General features: G+C 35.4%; 20 protein-coding genes and 1 pseudogene. 11 read left to right on the top strand and 10 right to left on the bottom strand.

The features are described from left to right. Nucleotides 1-2 precede the first annotated feature (2 nt). From mutL to HM987_RS05605, 4 genes are all read right to left on the bottom strand, one after another. The gene (mutL, locus tag HM987_RS05620) at nucleotides 3-1,862 is read right to left on the bottom strand and encodes a DNA mismatch repair endonuclease MutL (protein WP_179006033.1); all 1,860 of its coding nucleotides are present in this window, start codon (nucleotides 1,860-1,862) and stop codon (nucleotides 3-5) included. Further along, nucleotides 1,862-2,146, bottom strand: coding sequence for a riboflavin synthase subunit beta (locus tag HM987_RS05615; RefSeq protein ID WP_179006031.1), 285 nt, complete (start codon nucleotides 2,144-2,146; stop codon nucleotides 1,862-1,864). The genes mutL and HM987_RS05615 overlap by 1 nt, the downstream gene beginning before the upstream one ends. 476 nt (nucleotides 2,147-2,622) lie before the next feature. Further along, nucleotides 2,623-3,129, bottom strand: a complete 507-nt coding sequence (gene ribH / locus HM987_RS05610; RefSeq protein WP_179006029.1) for a 6,7-dimethyl-8-ribityllumazine synthase — start codon at nucleotides 3,127-3,129, stop codon at nucleotides 2,623-2,625. Between the two features lie 3 nt (nucleotides 3,130-3,132). Next, the gene (locus HM987_RS05605) at nucleotides 3,133-3,897 is read right to left on the bottom strand and encodes a tetratricopeptide repeat protein (RefSeq protein WP_179006027.1); all 765 of its coding nucleotides are present in this window, start codon (nucleotides 3,895-3,897) and stop codon (nucleotides 3,133-3,135) included. Nucleotides 3,898-4,036: 139 nt separating this feature from the next. Between HM987_RS05605 and recF the strand changes: the two genes are divergently transcribed. The 8 genes from recF to HM987_RS05565 all read left to right on the top strand — a co-directional run bounded on the left by recF (nucleotide 4,037) and on the right by HM987_RS05565 (nucleotide 10,457). Next, nucleotides 4,037-5,116, top strand: a complete 1,080-nt coding sequence (gene recF / locus HM987_RS05600) for a DNA replication/repair protein RecF (RefSeq protein WP_179006025.1) — start codon at nucleotides 4,037-4,039, stop codon at nucleotides 5,114-5,116. Then, nucleotides 5,113-5,601, top strand: coding sequence for a lipocalin-like domain-containing protein (locus HM987_RS05595; RefSeq protein ID WP_179006023.1), 489 nt, complete (start codon nucleotides 5,113-5,115; stop codon nucleotides 5,599-5,601). The genes recF and HM987_RS05595 overlap by 4 nt, the downstream gene beginning before the upstream one ends. A 136-nt stretch (nucleotides 5,602-5,737) precedes the next feature. Further along, nucleotides 5,738-6,034 carry a DUF721 domain-containing protein gene (locus HM987_RS05590; protein ID WP_179006021.1) on the top strand — a complete coding sequence of 99 codons (297 nt, stop codon included), beginning with the start codon at nucleotides 5,738-5,740 and terminating at the stop codon, nucleotides 6,032-6,034. 153 nt (nucleotides 6,035-6,187) lie between these two features. Then, entirely contained in the window at nucleotides 6,188-8,599 is a 2,412-nt protein-coding gene (locus tag HM987_RS05585) for a penicillin acylase family protein (RefSeq protein WP_179006019.1), read from the top strand. Then, the gene (locus tag HM987_RS05580; protein WP_179006017.1) at nucleotides 8,599-8,952 is read left to right on the top strand and encodes a hypothetical protein; all 354 of its coding nucleotides are present in this window, start codon (nucleotides 8,599-8,601) and stop codon (nucleotides 8,950-8,952) included. The genes HM987_RS05585 and HM987_RS05580 overlap by 1 nt, the downstream gene beginning before the upstream one ends. Before the next feature lie 152 nt (nucleotides 8,953-9,104). Beyond that, a complete protein-coding gene (locus tag HM987_RS05575; protein ID WP_179006015.1) occupies nucleotides 9,105-9,593 on the top strand; it encodes a hypothetical protein in 489 nt (162 codons plus the stop codon). A gap of 169 nt (nucleotides 9,594-9,762) precedes the next feature. Beyond that, nucleotides 9,763-9,969 (top strand): hypothetical protein, encoded by a 207-nt coding sequence (locus tag HM987_RS05570; RefSeq protein WP_179006013.1) that lies wholly within the window; start codon nucleotides 9,763-9,765, stop codon nucleotides 9,967-9,969. After that, nucleotides 9,966-10,457, top strand: coding sequence for a hypothetical protein (locus HM987_RS05565; RefSeq protein WP_179006011.1), 492 nt, complete (start codon nucleotides 9,966-9,968; stop codon nucleotides 10,455-10,457). Before HM987_RS05570 ends, HM987_RS05565 begins: the two co-directional genes overlap by 4 nt. A 60-nt stretch (nucleotides 10,458-10,517) precedes the next feature. On the opposite strand, the pseudogene HM987_RS19770 reads toward HM987_RS05565, so the two are convergent. The 5 genes and pseudogenes from HM987_RS19770 to HM987_RS05545 all read right to left on the bottom strand — a co-directional run. Further along, nucleotides 10,518-10,678 (bottom strand): annotated as a pseudogene (locus HM987_RS19770) (IS110 family transposase); the annotation flags it as partial. 103 nt (nucleotides 10,679-10,781) lie between these two features. Then, nucleotides 10,782-12,254, bottom strand: coding sequence for a T9SS type A sorting domain-containing protein (locus tag HM987_RS05560; protein WP_179006009.1), 1,473 nt, complete (start codon nucleotides 12,252-12,254; stop codon nucleotides 10,782-10,784). Between the two features lie 237 nt (nucleotides 12,255-12,491). Then, nucleotides 12,492-12,920, bottom strand: a complete 429-nt coding sequence (locus HM987_RS05555) for a hypothetical protein (protein ID WP_179006007.1) — start codon at nucleotides 12,918-12,920, stop codon at nucleotides 12,492-12,494. A 60-nt stretch (nucleotides 12,921-12,980) separates the two neighbouring features. Continuing rightward, complete coding sequence (locus HM987_RS05550; protein ID WP_179006005.1) at nucleotides 12,981-13,685, bottom strand: tetratricopeptide repeat protein; 705 nt, start codon at nucleotides 13,683-13,685, stop codon at nucleotides 12,981-12,983. A 99-nt stretch (nucleotides 13,686-13,784) separates the two neighbouring features. Continuing rightward, on the bottom strand, nucleotides 13,785-14,720 hold the full coding sequence (locus HM987_RS05545) for a peptidylprolyl isomerase (protein ID WP_179006003.1): 936 nt from the start codon (nucleotides 14,718-14,720) through the stop codon (nucleotides 13,785-13,787). A 464-nt stretch (nucleotides 14,721-15,184) separates the two neighbouring features. Here HM987_RS05545 and HM987_RS05540 point away from each other — a divergent pair, with 464 nt between their 5' ends. Continuing rightward, entirely contained in the window at nucleotides 15,185-15,640 is a 456-nt protein-coding gene (locus HM987_RS05540; RefSeq protein ID WP_179006000.1) for a hypothetical protein, read from the top strand. Between the two features lie 299 nt (nucleotides 15,641-15,939). On the opposite strand, the gene recQ is transcribed toward HM987_RS05540, so the two are convergent. Beyond that, on the bottom strand, nucleotides 15,940-18,141 hold the full coding sequence (gene recQ / locus HM987_RS05535) for a DNA helicase RecQ (protein ID WP_179005998.1): 2,202 nt from the start codon (nucleotides 18,139-18,141) through the stop codon (nucleotides 15,940-15,942). Nucleotides 18,142-18,229: 88 nt separating this feature from the next. On the opposite strand from recQ, the gene HM987_RS05530 reads away from it, so the two are divergent. Both HM987_RS05530 and tatC read left to right on the top strand, forming a co-directional pair. Then, nucleotides 18,230-19,195 (top strand): KpsF/GutQ family sugar-phosphate isomerase, encoded by a 966-nt coding sequence (locus tag HM987_RS05530; RefSeq protein WP_179005996.1) that lies wholly within the window; start codon nucleotides 18,230-18,232, stop codon nucleotides 19,193-19,195. Further along, nucleotides 19,195-20,037, top strand: coding sequence for a twin-arginine translocase subunit TatC (gene tatC / locus HM987_RS05525; protein WP_179005994.1), 843 nt, complete (start codon nucleotides 19,195-19,197; stop codon nucleotides 20,035-20,037). The genes HM987_RS05530 and tatC overlap by 1 nt, the downstream gene beginning before the upstream one ends.

Raw genomic sequence — 20,037 nt, 5'->3', positions numbered from 1 at the left:
TGCTACATAAATTTTTTCTCAATATCATCAACTGCCATGGTGATAAACGTAGGTCTATTGGTTGGTGATACATTAGGTTCCTTACAGGCAAACAAACTATTTACCATGTGTTCTTGTTCTGTACTGTTTAACGATTGTCCATTTTTTATGGCCAAGCTCTTAGCCATGGATTTTGCCAATAAATCTGCAGCACTAAAATGGGTGTCTGGCACATCATTTTCTACATCGCTAATTAACTGCTCTAAAATAATCGACACTTCACTTTCTGGCACACCTACAGGCACGCCTGTTATGGTAACGCCTTTGCCATTTAATTCTGAAAACACAAAACCCGTATGTTCTAAGTCAGCTTTTAAATCGTCAATAATTTTTGTTTCATTCGGTGTAAAATGTAATTGCAATGGAAACAATAATTGTTGACTTGTGGCTTCTTTAATCGTAATATGCCTCAGAAAATTCTCATACAAAATCCGCTGGTGTGCTCTATTTTGGTCAATTATCAACATGCCAGATTTCAATGTACTCACAATATACTTTTGTTGCAATTGAAAGGTTGTTTTCCTAGTTTCAATAGACGAATCTGTAAAAATAGATTCATTTTTAGAATCACTTTCAAATGTGACCTCACTAAAATCAGATGGCGACGTATTGCCTTTAGACTCTAAACCTACATACAAACTTTCCCAAGATGCTGCAGGTGCAGATTTAAATCCTGTATTGCGACTCGTTTTTTGTTGACTGCCACTTGAATCGTTCGAAAAAGGATTAAAATTCCGATCAACCTCAATCGCTGGTGTAGAAGCACGTTTATCTTTATAATTATACGGCGTGTTTAAATTGCTCTGGTGTTCAAAATCCAAAACTGGAGCAATATTAAATTGCCCTAAACTATGCTTAACGGCCGAACGTAAAATAGCGTAAAGTGTGTGCTCATCATCAAACTTAATTTCTGTTTTTGTCGGATGAATATTGATATCAATCGATTTTGGGTCCACCGTAAGGTTCAAAAAGTAACTGGGATGGTAACCGTCTTTCAGCAACCCTTCAAATGCCGATTTTATGGCATGATTCAAATAAGGACTCTTTATAAACCGTTGATTCACAAAAAAGAATTGTTCGGATTTTGTTTTCTTGGAAAAATTAGGTTTGCCTACAAACCCTGAAATCTTCAATACTTCAGTGTCTTCTTCAACAGGCACTAATTTTTCATTCGTTTTTGTACCAAAAATATGAACCACACGTTGCCTGTAATTTTCTTTGGGTACATTAAACAAATCACTCCCATTATGATAAAAGGCGAAAGCAATATTAGGATGTGCTAAGGCCACACGATGGAATTCGTCCGTGATATGGCGTAATTCTACGGTATCTGACTTTAAGAAATTTCGTCTCGCCGGAATGTTGAAAAATAAATGCTTTACGGCCACCGAAGTTCCTGTAGGCGTGACGGAAACCTCTTGGGATTTTACCTCACTACCTTCAATAACAATGGCAGTACCTAAATCGTCATCGTCTTGTTTGGTTTTTAATTCTACATGCGCAATCGCAGCAATACTTGCCAAAGCTTCTCCTCTAAATCCTTTGGTATTCAGTTGAAATAAATCTTCAGCAGCTCTAATCTTTGAAGTGGCATGACGCTCAAAACTCAGTCGTGCATCGGTAACGCTCATACCTTTGCCATCGTCTATAACTTGCACCAGTGTTTTACCAGCATCTTTAATAATGAGTTTTATTTCAGTGGCATTGGCGTCTATGGCATTTTCCAATAGTTCCTTAACTACCGAAGCTGGACGTTGTACCACCTCACCAGCCGCAATTTGATTCGCAACATGGTCTGGTAAAAGTTGAATAATATCTGACATTAGCTTTTTGGGAGAAAAATAGAAAGGTCAAAACCAATAATGAACAAAAATAAAAACACTAAAATTGCGATGATAATAAGAACACGCCTGTTAACATTTGTATCAGGATTGTGATTATAATCATCTATTGCCGCGTTTAATTTACCTTTAATTCCTTTTGCAGGATTCACTGTTGTTCTTTGGTCATCGAATTTATGTTTTAGCTCAAAAGGGCTTCCATCACCTTTGTAAAAACGAGGTTTATAATTATACTTTCGATTCTTCTTCAATTTCATTAATCCCATAATATCCTTATTTAATATATCCTTCGAGGATATAAATTAAAACAAAAAGCAAAACTAACATGATAATTAAAAAAGGTAAAGACGTTAAAAAATTTCCACGTCGCTTACTATTTCCTTTAATTTCATTCCATTTAGCCTCCAAGTCGTCTTTCGACTTTCTGTTATCGGAATCCTGAAGTCGAGATTTATATGTAAATCGTTTATTTTTTCTTTGATTAAACAAGTGACTTGTAAATTAAACTTGATTAACATCAAAAGTACTGAAAATACAAGAAAACAAAGCCTAAGGATTCCTTAAAATTATAAACAAAAAGGATGCCAGAGTGGGTTGGCAGTAAGCAGTAAGCAGTAAGCAGTAAGCAGTAAGCAGTAAGCAGTAAGCAGTAAGCAAAATTAAATTTTAACTTACTATCAAATATTATTATGAATTTTTTGATGGCAACGTGACTGCCAACTGAAGACTGTGGACTTAGCACTTACATAGTTTCCTTACGCAAAGCCGCCATCTTAATCGCCGCAATTGCCGCTTCCGTACCTTTGTTCCCATGTTTACCACCAGAACGGTCAATGGATTGCTGCATATTGTTATCGGTAAGCACACAAAATATCACAGGAATATCACCTTTAAGATTCAGATCTTTTATGCCTTGGGTGACACCTTCACATACAAAATCGAAATGTTTGGTTTCCCCTTGAATTACGCAACCTATTACTATGATGACATCCAACATACCAGAATCTGCATAAATACTTTTACCCATTCGGGCTGCGCCATAAGTGAGCTCAAAAGTGCCTGGCACATTCCAACGTATAATGTTTTGTTTAATTGCTCCACAATCAATTAGGGCATCAAAAGCACCTTGCCATAAGCCTTCGGTAATTTTATCATTCCATTCAGAAACAACAATCCCAAACCGAAAATCTTTCGCGTTTGGGATTGTAGCTTTATCGTAGTTCGATAAATTATGATTTGCAGTTGCCATAGGCTATAAGCTTGCTTCTACTTTTCCTATTAATACATCCGCATCTTTCGCCTCATTTGATGAAGAGAATTCAGAATTAATTCGTGTTAAATAATCAAGAGCTTTTTGATTTTGACCTAAATCGATAGCAACTCTAGCCGCTTTCATTAAATATAAAGGCGTTGTAAAATCGTTGACGTTCGCCTTAAATGCTTTTTCGTAATATCCCAAAGCTTCTTCTGGTTGCTCTAATTGGACAAATGCATCACCGATACCACCTTTAGCGATTGGGTTTAACATCTTATCATCGCTAGAAAAATTTTGTAAATACGTAATGGCATTCTGATAATCCTTAAGATTCAAATACGCCATACCAGCATAATAGTTCGCTTGATTCGCTGCTGGTGTTCCACCATATTCATTAATGATATCTAACATACCATACTTACCTTCACCACCATCTAAAGCCATTCTGTAAAGTGAATCTGCTGAGGCACCATTAACCGCTTCGTCAAAATAGGATTTAGCCGTGTACATTTCATTCATAGCGTCTTTTGCCTTAGGCTCAGCGACTACTTTATTGTAACCTAAATATCCTAAAACCACTAAAGCTACTGCTCCAACGATACCTATAATGTATTTTTGGTTTTTAACCGCCCATTCCTCAGTTCTGGAAGCGCCTTCGTCCAAGGTATTAAATACCTCAGCTGTTGTTGAATCGTCTTCAACAATTTCTTCCTTCTCTTTTTTGGTTTTTGGTTTGTAGCCTCTTTTCTTATATGTTGCCATTACTTGTCATTTTGTGCGTGCGCAAAAATAAAATTTTTATTGGGATTTAAAAGCCTATTTATTCGTTATTTTTGAATAATTAAATTCAAGTCTAAAAGCTTTGTTACAGCAATAAAATCAGGGGAACTATTCGTTTTTTATGAATCTAAACACACTATCTTTAATTAATTACAAAAATTTTGAAAGTCAGGTTTTCGATTTCGACGCTAAAATCAATTGTTTTGTTGGTGCTAATGGCATCGGAAAAACAAATGCGCTTGATGCCATTTACCATCTAGCTTTCGGAAAAAGTTACTTTAATCCCATCGCTATTCAGAATATCAACCACAATGCTGAGTTTTTTGTGGTCGATGGGCATTTTACTAAAAATGACCGCGAGGAAAAAATCATCGTCTCCTTAAAAAGAGGACAGAAAAAGATCATTAAGCGAAATGCTAAAGCTTACGAAAAATTCAGTGAGCACATTGGTTTTATTCCCTTGGTTATTATTTCGCCAGCTGATCGCGATTTAATTATTGAAGGTAGCGATACGCGCCGTAAATTTATAGACAGTGTAATTTCGCAAAGTGATAAAAGTTATTTAACCGAACTTATCAGTTACAACAAAGTGTTAGCGCAACGGAATGCACTTTTAAAATATTTTGCGCTTAACAATACGTTTAATGAAGATACACTGGCTATTTATAACGAACAACTCCACACCTATGGAAGTGAAGTTTTTAAAAAAAGAGATGCTTTTTTAAAAACCTTTATTCCGATTTTCAAATCGCGTTACGAAGCCATTAGCCAAAGCAAAGAAGTAATAGATTTAAAGTACAAAAGTGATTTGTTTGATGCTGAATTAAAGGATTTATTGAACAAAAATATCAATAAAGATAAAGCGTTGCAATACACCAGTGTTGGTACACATAAGGATGATTTGGTGTTTTTGATTGATGATTTTCCGATTAAAAAATTCGGAAGTCAAGGGCAACAAAAATCATTTCTCATAGCTTTGAAGTTAGCGCAATTCGATTTTATAAAACAACAAAGTGGCGTCTCGCCTATCCTCCTTTTAGATGATATTTTTGATAAGTTGGATGAAAACAGAGTAGCACAAATTATCAGTTTAGTGGATGATGAGCATTTCGGGCAAATCTTTATCAGTGATACGCATGCAGAACGTACTGAAGAAGTTGTAAAACAAATTCATCAATCTTATAAAATTTTCAAGTTATGAAAAACATTATTGTCATTGCGAAGCCTCGCCAAAAGCGTGGCTGTGGCAATCTTTTTTATTTCAAGTGTATTTTTCTGGTCGTTATTATGTTTGGTTTTTTCAGCTGCTCCGAGAATCCTGAAACTTACATTCCACATGTAGAAGGTTATTGGGAAATTGAAGAAGTAACCATGGCAGATGGCCGTAAAAAAGAATATAAATTTAATGAAACCATAGATTATATAAGTGTGAACGATAGTTTGAAAGGTTTTCGGAAAAAACTAAAACCAGGTATAAATGACACCTACTTCACCTCTGCTGATGCTGAGACCTTAGAATTGAAAATTGAAAATAATAAATTAAACATTTATTATTCTACACCTTATGCCAATTGGAAAGAAACGGTTTTGGAAGCGACTTCAGACCAACTTCGAATCCTAAATGAAGATGAGAACATTTATGTGTATAAACGCTATACACCTATAAAATTAGATTTAGAAGAGTAATAGGTCATCATAAGTTTATTAAGCAACAATTCGTAACAGCTTCAATACCTAAATAACTTATTAAATTTGTAACTTAGTAAACTCTAACTAAAGTGTAATCCTATTAAATAGATGACCGCTTTTGCGGCAACTAAAGATGGCAAAACGAAAAAACGACAATCAACCCATTCAAGATATTCTAAAAGAGTTTGTAGAAACCAACAATTTACAATCGGGTTTAGACAAAGTAGATGTGCGCGAAGCTTGGGCAAATTTGATGGGAAATGGCGTCAACAATTACACGACTGCCATAGAGTTAAAACACGATACGCTTTATGTGCAATTAAGTAGCAGTGTACTGCGAGAAGAGCTGAGTTATGGTACCGAAAAAATCATAAAAATGCTCAATGAATCCCTTAGAAAAGAGGTGGTCAAAAAATTGGTGCTTCGTTAGGTGTAGGGTGTTCGGTGTTCGGTTTTCGGTGTTCAGTGTTCATAATTTACGACAGTGTATCTCTTCCATGTTCTAGAACCAATGATTTGTTATAATTCGTGTTAAGGATTACTATATATTTCCCTATTTTTAGAGTCTCAATAATTCACTTACATGACGTATTTTAAACTCATTCTGTCCTTCCTATTAACGGTAGGCATTTTTTTCGCTTTAAACACCAAATTCGGCGCAATTCCTCCCATTGGAAAATTCCTTAACCCTTACTCAGGCGTCTGGCAAAATGAAACCGATGAAGCTATTTCTGGAAATATCTCCATTCCCGAATTAAAAGATAAAGTCACAGTATATTATGATGCGGAATTGATTCCACATGTATTCGCACAAAACGAACTCGATTTATACAGAGTACAAGGTTATATAACCGCTAAACATAGACTTTGGCAAATGGAATTCCAGACCTATGCAGCAGCGGGTCGTTTATCTGAAATTATTGGAGAAAAAGCCCTGAACTACGACCGACAAGAACGCAGACGAGGCATGGTCTATGGCGCTGAACAAACACTGAGTAAAATGTCGGAAGATAAAACTATGATGGCTATTGTTGAGGCCTATGCCGATGGCGTTAACAGTTATATCAACCAACTCAACTCAAAAACTTATCCTGTTGAATATAAATTATTGGATTACAAACCTGAAGCTTGGACGCCTAAAAAAACAGCGTTGCTCTTAATGTATATGACTAAAATGCTGGCTGGTGGCGATGAAGATATGGAATACACCAATGCCCTACGACTATTTGGAAAAGAACGATTTGATTTATTGTTTCCGGATTTCTTTGACATTACGGATCCCATCATTCCAAAAGAAACCGATTGGAGTTATATCGATGTGCCGCAAACACCTGATCCAAATAGCGAACCCGTTTTAGATTCCATCGCCGAAACCATTGATAAACCAGATCCTAATTATGGCAGTAACAATTGGGCAATTTCGGACGAAAAATCAGCAACAGGAAATGCCATCTTAGCAAACGATCCACACTTGGGTCTCAACTTACCTTCTATATGGTTTGTGATGCAATTAAGCACACCAAATCATAATGCGTTTGGTGCCACATTACCAGGCGCATTGGCTGTAATTTCCGGTTTTAACGAACATATTGCTTGGGGCGAAACCAATGCTACACGCGATGTGATTGATTGGTATAAAATTGAATTTAACAACGACCGAACGCAATATAAATTTGATAACCAATGGAAAGCGGTTTCTGTTAGAGTTGAAGAAATCAAAATTAAAGGTCAGGAAAGCTATAAAGATTCCGTGCTTTATACACATCACGGCCCAGTTGTTTATGACAAAAACTTTAAATCTGATAATGAATTATCGGGTTATGCCATGAAATGGGCAGGACATATTTCTGGGAATGGTCAAAAAACATTTACAGAACTGAACAAGGCAAAAGGTTATGATGATTACGAAAAGGCATTACAGTATTGGGTAGCGCCTGCCCAAAATATCGTTTTTGCTTCCACCGATGGCGATATTGCCTTGTGGGTTCAAGGTCTATTTCCTAATAAATGGGAAGGCCAAGGCAAATTTGTAATGGACGGCTCTAAACCTGAAAACGATTGGCAAGGTTATATTCCGCAGCAATTCAACGCGCACACCAAAAATCCGGAGCGTGGTTTTGTGAGTTCTGCCAATCAATCTCCTGTAGATGAAGCTTATCCCTATTATGTTTTTAATGATGGTTATGAAACCTATAGAAATCGTGTGATAAATGATTTTTTTAATTCGAAGGCTAAATTTAGTGTTCAAGACTTTAAGGATTTACACAACAATAATTACAACCTTAAAGCAGATGAATTGATGCCCTATATGTTAAAAACCATGGATGTGTCTAACTTAACCAAGGAAGAAAAGGAAATTTATGATATTGCTGAAGAATGGCAATACAATAATGATAAAGACGAAAAAGGCCCAAGTATCTGGAATGCTTGGTGGGACGTTCTCTACGATATGGTTTGGGACGAGTTTGAAGTTGAGGATACTGCCTTAGAAACGCCGTTCACCTACCAAACCATTTATTTATTAAAAAATAAAGGCGATGATGACTTTATGGACATGAAAGATACACCTGAAAAAGAAACAGCTAGAGACTTATTCAAACTCAGTTTTAGTAAAGCGGTTAAAAACTTAAATGATTGGAAAGCCATAAACGGAGACCTCAACTGGGTAAATTACAAAGGCACATTTGCTGGTCATTTATTACAAGCCTTACCAGCCTTTTCAAGATTTGATATTCCTATTGGAGGCGGTAAAAATATTGTCAATGCGACTTCCGAAAATTGGGGACCCTCTTGGCGCATGATTGTAGAAATGACCTCACCTCCTACCGCATTGGGCATTTATCCTGGCGGACAATCGGGTAATCCTGGCAGTAAATACTACGATAATTTTATAGACACTTGGGCTGCTGGCGAATACCACAGTCTCAATTTTCTGCAAAGCGATAAAGCCACAGAGGCTATCATTAGCACACAAATACTAACACCAACCAAGTAATGAGCAAAAATATTCTCAATTTTATAGTGACCATTATAGTAGCCTATGTATTATCATTAGTACTGCCTTGGTGGTCAGTTATGGTTGCGGCTTTTGCGACCGCTTTATTTATGCCGCTTAAAAAAGTAGCGGTATTTTTTGTACCCTTTTTTGCCATTCTAGTTTTATGGTTTGTTTATAGTTTTGTATTGAGTAGTGGCAACGATTACATATTGGCGAAACGTATTGCGGTGCTTTTACCTTTAGGTGGCAATCCTTATGTATTGATGTTAGTGACAGGAGTTGTTGGCGGTTTGGCTGCTGGTATTTCTGGTGTTTTTGGGAAGCAGTTGAGTTTGGTTTTGAAGAAGTGAGTGGGACTAACTATATAGGTCTTTAGAGTTTTGACTAATTTTATAAAATTAGAAATAAAAATAGAAAAGTGTTGTTATCCTGGCTTGTTTACAGGATATGTATTATAAAGGTTACTATATAACGAGTTGTGTGTAATGTAAAAAAAGCGTGAATGAAAAAAATCTACCAACGAATTGAATATTTAGCATACTATGAAATTATCGGAGGAATATTCGGATTATTACTCATTTATTTAAGGGTTTATGATAAGTTGAATTCAAACGGATTTTTCATTTTTTCACTTTCACTATTTATTACTCTATGCGGAATTTCAATTTATAGCGGAATTTTACTCATTCAAAAAAAATATCAGAAAGGTTTAAATCTATCTCTTTTTTCACAAGCGACTCAAGTTATTAGTTTTGTCCTATTTGGTTACATTTTTGATTTTGCAATCGGAATTTATCTTCGAATAACGACTGAATTGACTAATGACACTATTGTTGGACTTGACTTTGGATTTGCAAATTGGAATTTATCTCGAAATGCAAATCCTGACATAATTGAATTGAATATAAATATTGTAGCAATAATTCTGTTATTGTTCATAGCAAAATCAGCTGACCGAATAAAAGCTGAAATGAAAAAAGAAAATGACTGAATTAAACACTACACACAACAACGTGTAAACGCAATAACTACTGAATTCCCTATCGGAAATTCAGCCGTTTTAACTAACTTAGTTGCGTCAACGGAAAAATACTAACGCTTTTTGCCGTTACTGACGCTTACACAATCACGTTACCTGTAATGCTGAAAAAACACCACGCATGAAAATAACCTTACTCAAAATTTTATTTGGAATAATTGGATTTATAATTGGTGGAACGATAGCAATTGCCATGGTCATTCCTCTTTTGAGCAATTTAATTGGAAATGAGATTGTCTTAGATGTTGTTCATATTTTTGTAACATTTGGAGTTGCAATATTTTTATATAGACTTGCTGTAAAACATCTTTTAAAAGGAAATAAATGAAAATATTTCTAAGATTAAAACATTGGCAACTATTTCTAATTTGGATTTTAGGAGCTATTCAATTGTCGCTTTTTATAAAATCTGACTTTTGGTTTATTTCATTTGGTATATACTTCTTACTTTTTTTACTCTGGATTTATTCTATTGGAAAAGTTCTAAACAAAAACAATCTTGAATTAATTAAGCGTATGAATATTTGGTGGATTTTATATTCGCTTTCACTAATTCCTTTAGCAATAAATTATCGAGATAGTATAATGAGAACTTATGACAGAATTGATACGTGGATTATAATTCTGAGTATATTTATCGGATTTATAGCAATTGCAAAAATTACAATATATTCTGCAAAAACAATAAAAAGAGCAGAATTAAGTAAAGAATATGAAACAGCTGATTTAGTTGCAGAAATATTCTTAATCTATTTTTTCATCATTGGAATTTGGATTTTACAACCACGACTAAACAAAATAATAGCTGAAAAATAAAGCACTACAGGTAACAAAGTACTGTGCTAAAAAACAACTAAAATCACATTAATTTTTCACTTACGTCCTTTTTTTATATTCTGCATCATATATTGAACCTGATTTTACTTTTGCAAAAGCCTGTTTCAAGAGCTTATTACAAAAGCCTATCAACGCCATTTTTTACTCTTTCCTTTGGCAACTATTCGCTCATATTAATCTCCGCAAGCTTTGTTGTACCTCCCTACAGGCAAACAGGCTTACAACAAATTTAATGACCAACATGACTAAATAAAAAAGCTCCATCCAAAAGATGAAGCTTTTCCATATCAATCTATTAAAAAACTATTTAATCACCAGTTTTTTAATCACTCTAGCGCTTTCTCCATTAAATTCCAACATATAAATACCAGAATTCAAATCAAGGTGTAAGGCATTGGCTCCTAATTGAAGCGTTTTTTCGGTTATCAATTTCCCATCGATGCTATAAACATTTAAATGTTCAAAAGCCGTATTATTATCAAAGTTCAGTTGGCCATCTGTAGGGTTCGGATAAATGCTAAACCCATTAAAAGCCAAATCATCAACACCTAAAAATGCACAATCAACTGGGTCAAACGTCACTAATCCCAAAGTATTATCATCGTTTTGATGTGAAATTACAGCTTCTGCATCTGCAAGTGTATTAGGAACATTGTTTTCATCCCAACAATTGTGCATTGCCGTCAATGGATTGTCTGTATTGTTGAAAAGCGCATAGGTTGCGCCACCATTACCATTGTCAGAAAATACATTTTGCCCAACATTATCAACATTGTCACCCAAGTTTATCATGGATTCACCTTGAAGCGTAATGCCCCATAAATTTCTTCGGATCTCATTACCACTGGCAATAATGTTATTCCCTTCCACAGAGGCCACCAATGAAATACCACTTCCACCTTGAAAAGGAGCACCTTGCGTATCATTGTCTTCAATTACATTATTTCTAATAAACGCAGTCACATTGTTACTCTGAATGACCATGCCATAACGATTATCAGTTATAATATTGTCATCGATGATGGCGTTCACACCTCCAGAACCCAATAAGTCAGAAACAGAAATGCCGCCTACCAATGTTAAATTACGGTCACCTTTTACCGTGTTCTGAATAATTTGAGTCGGCTGATCAGTAAGTGAAGGTCCTAAATTAATTTGTGGTCGGTTAGAGTTGGCTTGATTATTACCTTCAAAATAATTATTAAAAATATAAGGAGAAACTTGATTTGTAGCTCCAGATCCAATGCCTGTAGTTTCATTAAAGGTAATAGTGTTATTGGTAATTTGAGGCATTCCTCTAGAAAGTCCAATAACGCCTCCCGTAGAAACACCAGAAACATTATTGGTAATTAAACAATTATTAATAGTGAAGGTTTCTGTTAACACTCTCAAACCACCGCCATACTCTATGGTAGCATTTTGAATATTAATATCTGAAAATTCCTCGAAACGAAAGCCATCATAAGGTGCGTTTGTATCTACAGCAGTAAACATTACACTGCTAGCATCGACGTTAAAGGTTCCAAAAATGGTAATTCTTATACCTGCTCCAATTTCTAAAGTTGCATCAGAATTAATAAGAAACGTATCCGTCGCAGAAATGGTAAGGTCTTCCACTAAAGTATAGGTAGTGCCTGATACTGAAATAGTCGCAGGACTTGCCGCAACAAGATCATCCAAGCTATAGGTCATACCTGTATCTGGCGTGGTATATTGCGCAGAAAGTATACCGACAAAGCCAAGAACAGTAAATAAATTAAGTAATAGTCGTTTCATAAAGTTGTGTTTTTTGATTTTCGATAAAATTATAAAATATTGCTTGGTATGACTATTAAAAAAAGAACTTTAATAGAAAAATCTTGAATTTTAAGACAACTTTAGAGCTTGAATAAAATTGTTTACAATAATAAAATTGGATGGATGGTTTATGATCTAGTATAATAGACTTCTAAAATATAGGCAGGCTTATGTCAAAGTTGACTAAAAGAACACAAATAAGAAATGATACATTGGTCAATCATTCGCTTCTACTAGATCAATGAGTTTTGCCCATTGTATAGCGGATTCAATTGTAATGAATCGTCTTATTTGCTTTTTAAAAAATAGGTTTTCAATTACAGAACTTATCGTACTAACATTATTATATGTGACAATACCGTAACCTTTTAAGTTAAGACTTTGCTTATAAAATTTAAGCCAATCCATTGGTACTACAGAATAAGAATTAATTCTATGGGATATATAAACTACATCGCTACCATCGGTTTTTAAGAAGTCAACTACAGCTTTAACGGTAGGTTTTCCATGTAGTTCCCAAGAATAGCTTACACCTTCCTTTACTTCTGATATCACAAAACCATCAAAAATAAAAACATCGCCAAATTCGTAGTTCAGTTCTTTTAAAACTTCCGAATACAAATTGCTATGCCTTATACTTAACATGTCGCAAAGTTAGGAATTTTCAGTATAAAAGACCCAAAAAACCTCATAAGTTGAGAGTGATCATTCTTTACTATTAGCTACATAGGCATTTACAAACTCCTTAGCCTGTCTGTTCTCAGAATTAATTTCTAACGTCTTTTTATAATTAGTATAGGCCTGTAAACTATCGCCATGTAATAGATAAGCCTCTCCTAAACTATCATATACATTGGCACTTTCAGGATGTAAAGCAGCATTTATTTTTAATATTTCAATCGCCTTTTCATAGTCATGTTTTCGTATGTTTTGGTAACCCATGCGATTAAAATCCCGTTCATTTATAAAGATACTTGTTGAATCTTGTTTCTTAATTTCCAAATAACCAGCTAGTGCATTGTCATAATTACCTTCTTTTAGATGAGCGCTTGGTGTTTTATAACCTTCTGGTGCTTTTAGATAATCGTAGGTCATTTGATTTTCATTTTCTTCTGAAATTACAGACAAATAGCGCTGTCTAGTTTCTGGATGTTGCACAAAACGGAATTTCTTATACATATCTGCCACAAAAAATTCGTTTGTATCTAATGCAACGGGTTTAATTTTTCCACCTCTCCAATTTAGATACAGTGTGTTATCTTCATAATAAACCTCAATTAAATCATCTGGATTATAAATGTAACTTCCTGAGGTCTCTTTTTTAAAGGCTTCTGAATAGTCGATGTTTTTTGAACAATTAAAAACTATGAATGAAAGTAATAGTGCTAAAAGAAGTGTTTTTAGTTTCATTTTGAAAATGGTTTGGTTGCGTTTAATTTTGAACATAAAAAAAGTCCCACTATAAGTGAGACGATTCTTTTACTATTTTGTTACTTAAATTAGATAAATCTAGGCTTTCACATCCATTAATTCCACATCGAAAACCAAGGTTGCATTTGGTGGAATTACACCTCCTGCTCCAGCGGCACCATAAGCTAAATCGCTAGGAATTACCAAACGTGCTTTATCACCAACGTTAAGTAAACAAATGCCTTCATCCCAACCTGGAATCACTTGACCTACGCCTACTTGAAAATCTAAAGGGGAATTTCTTTTGTATGACGAATCGAAAACTGTACCATCAGACAATTGACCTTTATAGTGAACAGAAACCGTATGTCCTTTTTCAGCTTTTTTACCATCACCTTTTTGAATGATTTTATAACGTAAACCAGATTTTGTTTCGTCAAATCCTTCCGCTAACTTATCCAACTCTGCTCTTGCCGCTTCACGTTCTGCTGCAATACGCTTTTCACGAGAGCCTTCAAAAGTTCTAAACGCTTCAATGGCGTTAAATTTTTCAGCCGAGTCGCCTTGTCTTATAATTTCTAAGCTTTCAATTTTATCGCCTTGCGCAATAGCATCTACAACATCCTGTCCTTCAACTACGTTTCCAAAAACCGTATGTTTTCCATCTAACCAATCCGTAGCAACATGCGTAATGTAGAATTGGCTACCATTAGTTCCAGGACCTGAATTTGCCATAGCCAATACACCAGGACCATCATGTTTTAAATCTGGATGAAACTCATCATCAAATTTATAACCAGGGTTTCCCGTTCCTGTACCTTGTGGACAACCACCTTGTATCATAAAATCTGGGATAACTCTGTGGAATTTTAAACCATCATAATAAGGGTTTCCTTGTGGTTTAGCTGAATTTTCTAAGTTTCCTTCTGCTAGTGCCACAAAATTACCAACTGTTCCTGGAGCCTTTTCGAACTCTAAATTTACTAATATTTCACCTTTGGTGGTGTTGAATTTTGCGTATAAACCGTCTTGCATTGTGTTTTCTTTTGTTTGAAGGTGCAAAGATAGTCAATGATTTATGATTTACGAATTTAGATTGAAGATTTGGATGGTTAGTGGGAAAATGACGGAAGACGGAAGACGGAAGACGGATGACAGATGACGGATTGGTGCTTCGTGCTTCGTGCTTCGTGCTTCGTGCTTCGTGCTTCGTGCTTCGTGCTTCGTGCTTCGTGCTTCGTGCTTCGTGCTTCGTGCTTCGTGCTTCGTGCTTCGTGCTTCGTGCTTCGTGCTTCGTGCTTCGTGCTTCGTGCTTCGTGCTTCGTGCTTCGTGCTTCGTGCTTCGTGCTTCGTGCTTCGTGCTTAAAAAGCTATAACACAAAGTTCCACAAAGAAGTCTCAAAACTGCCCAAAGAAATAAAATACTTATTGACGATAGCCAAAGAAAAACCGCCACTTAAACATTGAAATATTTGAAATTCGAATTAATAAAGTTAGTTTTGAAAAAAAACGACATGGCATTTTTATCTAAACTCTTCGGCTCTGAAACAAAATCCGAGGATACCGTTGAGGCAATTATAACTGACGTAGAGAACAGACCGTTTGGAGTCTCTGAAAACAATGTGCTTTTTGCTGGTTTGAATGAATTGGGCGGTTATTTCTTTTTTCAAACGGTTATTGTTGGACAACTGAAAGTAAAATGTAAAACTGGTGCCACACTTTATTTTGCTGGCAATAATTTTGAATTAAAACTTAAATCTGATATGCCAGAATTTGAATCTGAAGGTTCTGATATAAAAGGCCGAAATGTGACTAAGATTGATTTTCAGGTTGAGGAAAGTGAAGTAAAAAAGTTGGAAAATGCTACACTAAAAAGCATTCAGCTTAACGTTAAGAAGCATGATATTTTGTTTAGTAAGTATGTTGTTGACAACGCTATCGATGAGGAAGAATAGAGTTTTCTAAATAATGTGTTCGTTATTTTTCTGACACGAATTTCACTAATTTTCACAAATTTTTTGCGGCTTAGATCATTGGCAAAGAGTTATTACGCAGAGATTCTCAGAGGCTTGACGTGGTTCAAATGATACTTTAAAAACTAAATTTTTAAATGGACAACTAATCTCCTAATCCCTATAGCTGTCGAGAGAGACTGCGACTTCAAACTTTCCACTTTGGGGACATCGAAGATTCAATGAATCAAAATAAATAAAATATAAACAACTGAATTAAATGTCCACAGGACAAAGGGAAACTAGTTAGCAACCTCACTCATAAATTTAATGCGATACAAACGTAATTCTTCGTCATCATAATCACCATCAAATTCTTCTATGGCATCATCTATTTTATCGCTTTCAGATTCCATAAAATACTCATGGATTTCTTCTTGCTGGTCTTCGTCCAAAATCTCATCAATCCAATAGTTGATATTCAACTTGGTTCCTGAAAAAACAATAGATTCCATTTCCTTAATAAATGCTTTCATTTCCATGCCTTTTGAAGAGGCAATATCACTTAAAGGTAATTTTCTATCGACGTTTTGTATGATGTATAGTTTTATAGCAGAGTTTGTTCCTGTAGATTTTACAATCATATCATCTGGTCGCATGATGTCGTTATCCTCAACATAATCTGCAATTAAACCCACAAAATCCTTACCGTATTTTTTGGCCTTACTCTCGCCTACACCATGTACGTTAGACAATTCGTCTATCGTAATAGGATATTTCAGCGCCATATCTTCTAAGGATGGGTCTTGAAAAATCACAAATGGAGGTACGCCTAATTTTTTGGCATTACGTTTCCGCAAATCCTTAAGCATTTTCATCAATTTCTCGTCGGCTACTGCTCCACCGCCTTTAGTATTGGTTACAATACCATCGTTTGTATCTTCATCGAACACATGGTCTTCTGCCATCATAAAGGATTTTGGATTTTTTATAAAATCCAAGCCACTTTTACTTAACCTTAAAACACCGTAAGTTTCAATATCTTTCTTTAATAAACGAGCGACTATAACCTGACGAATCAACGCCATCCAATAGCGTTTATCTTTATCTTTTCCAATACCAAAAAAATCTTGGGTATCGGTTTTATGAGACGAAATGAGCGCATTTGAATTGCCGACAAGGACTTGCACCAAATCTTTGGCCTTATATTTTTCATTGGTTTTTTGTACTGTATCCAATAAAATCTGAACGTCATCTTTAGCTTCCTTCTGTTTTTTAGGATGGCGTACATTATCATCCATATCGCCACCTTCTCCTGTTGCATTATCAAACTCTTCGCCAAAATAATGAAGGATAAATTTTCGTCTGGACATAGACGTTTCAGAGAAAGCCACTACTTCTTGCAATAAGGCGTGCCCTATTTCTTGTTCAGCAACAGGTTTCCCTGCCATGAATTTTTCAAGCTTCTCAATATCTTTATAGGCATAGTAAGCCAAACAATGCCCTTCGCCTCCATCTCTACCAGCTCTTCCTGTTTCTTGGTAATAACTTTCAATACTTTTAGGAATATCATGATGAATCACAAAGCGAACATCTGGTTTATCTATTCCCATTCCGAAAGCTATGGTTGCCACCACAACATCTGTATCTTCCATCAAGAACATATCTTGATGTTTTACCCTGGTTTTAGCATCGAGACCTGCATGATAAGGCACCGCTTTTATACCATTAACCTGAAGCACTTGCGATAATTCTTCAACACGTTTACGACTCAGACAATAAATAATTCCGGATTTCCCTTCATTCTGTTTCACAAAACGAATGATATCTGAATCTACATTTTTCGTTTTTGGTCGTACTTCATAATAAAGATTGGGTCTGTTAAATGAGGCTTTAAAAGTAACGGCGTTTGGCATGCCTAAACTCTTCAAAATATCTTCTTGTACCTTTTCAGTCGCCGTTGCCGTCAGTCCTACGATTGGAATATCATCTCCAATACGCTTTATAATCGTTTTTAAATTTCTGTATTCCGGCCTAAAATCGTGTCCCCATTCACTAATACAATGTGCTTCATCCACAGCCATAAAAGAAATTTTAACCGTTCTAAGAAAGTCAACATATTCTTCCTTGGTCAAAGATTCTGGGGCTACATAAAGCAATTTTGTAATTCCATTTGTAATATCATCCTTTACGCGTTTTACTTCTGTTTTATTCAACGATGAATTTAAAACGTGTGCGACACCTTCGTTTTCAGACACTGCCCTAATAGCATCTACCTGATTTTTCATCAGTGCTATCAATGGAGATACCACAATGGCAGTACCTTCTTTTATCAAAGCTGGTAGTTGATAACATAACGATTTCCCGCCACCAGTTGGCATAATAACAAAAGTGTTATTACCAGCTACGACGTTTTTAATTACTTCTTCTTGAAGGCCTTTGAATCCCGAAAACCCAAAGTACTTTTTTAATGCGGAGTGTAAGTCAATTTCTGCAATACTCATTAATCCCTATTGGTATTTTATATACATTTGCAACAACTTTAAAGATAACAAATTCTTTAAACTTAGAAAACTCTATAAATAATAAGTTTTGAACACTAAGGAATCCATCCTAAAAATTGCAAGAGCAACCATAAAATTAGAAAGTAAAGCTATTGATAATTTGGCAGATTTACTAACGAACGATTTTGCGGATACCGTAGAACTAATTTATAAGTCTAAAGGACGTGTTATTATCACTGGTATCGGTAAAAGTGCTATCATCGCCAATAAGATCGTTGCCACTTTAAATTCCACTGGAACTCCAGCTGTTTTTATGCATGCTGCAGATGCTATACACGGCGACCTTGGGCTAATTCTTCAAGATGATGTGGTCATCTGTATTTCTAAAAGTGGAAACACACCAGAAATTAAAGTTTTAGTGCCACTTATAAAGCACGCTAATAATAAAATGATCGCTATCACTGGCAATGCAGAGTCATTTTTAGGGCAACAATCCGATTTTATTTTGAATGCATACGTTGCAGAAGAAGCTTGTCCTAATAATTTAGCACCAACCACTAGTACGACTGCTCAATTGGTTATGGGAGATGCTTTAGCGATTTGTTTATTGGATTTACGCGGATTTTCGAGTAAGGATTTTGCAAAATACCATCCAGGAGGCGCACTTGGTAAACGTCTATATTTGCGCGTCAATGATTTATCGTCCCAAAATCAAAAGCCACAAGTTGGTCTTGAAGCCTCATTAAAAGAAGTGATTGTAGAAATTACCGAAAAAATGCTGGGTGTAACAGCAGTTGTGGAAAACGAGAAAATTGTGGGCATTATTACTGATGGCGATTTAAGACGCATGTTGAGCAAAAGTGATGATCTTTCAGGTTTAAGAGCTAAGGATATTATGAGTAATAATCCACGGCGGATTTCGGAAGATGCTATGGCAGTTGATGCTAAAGAACTTATGGAAGAATTTGGAATTTCCCAATTGCTTGTGGAACATGATGGTAAATTTTCAGGCGTGGTTCATCTTCACGATTTAATAAAAGAAGGCATTATATAATGGTAAAAAAACAAATGGATGAGATGTCTTTTTTAGACCATCTCGAAGATTTAAGGTGGCATTTAATAAGAGCTGTTGCCAGTGTGATAATTGCAGCAACTTTAGCTTTTATTTTTAAAGATTTTGTGGTTGGAATTATAATGGCCCCAAAACACATGGATTTCCCAACTTATGTTGCGCTTTGCAATATGTCTAAGTTTTTTGGGATGGATATGTCATTTTGTGCCAGTGAATTACCATTTGTGATTGAAGTCAGATCTGTTGGAGGTCAGTTTTCTGCACATATTTGGACCTCTATTTACGCTGGAATCGTAGTTGCTTTCCCCTATGTTTTATATCAATTATGGAGTTTTATAAGTCCGGGATTACAAGATAATGAACGCAAAAATTCGAGAGGCTTTATAATTATCGCATCTTTTCTTTTCTTTTTGGGTGTTGCTTTTGGTTACTATGTAATAACACCGCTATCCTTAAACTTTTTAACCAATTATACGTTTGCTGAAGAAGTCTCTAATGCCTTTGATTTAAGTTCCTATAATTCTATTGTTCGCTCATCATCCTTAGCTGCAGGTTGTGTTTTTGAGTTACCAATCGTCATCTATTTCTTAACTAAAGTCGGACTGGTTACTCCTTTAATTTTGAGAAAATACCGAAAATATGCTTTGGTTGTTGTGTTGTTATTATCCGCAGTTATTACACCTCCTGATATTGCGAGTCAGGTTATTGTAGCGATACCAATATTATTGTTGTACCAAGTAAGTATTTATATTTCTGCTGTTGTGGTTAGAAATCAAGCCAGAAAAACGGCAAAAGCAAATAAAAAATCTAAAGTCAAGTCTTAA

The sequence above is a fragment of the Winogradskyella forsetii genome, assembly GCF_013394595.1.
Classification (GTDB): Bacteria; Bacteroidota; Bacteroidia; order Flavobacteriales; family Flavobacteriaceae; genus Winogradskyella; species Winogradskyella forsetii.
This window is presented reverse-complemented; position numbering and strand designations above follow the sequence as displayed.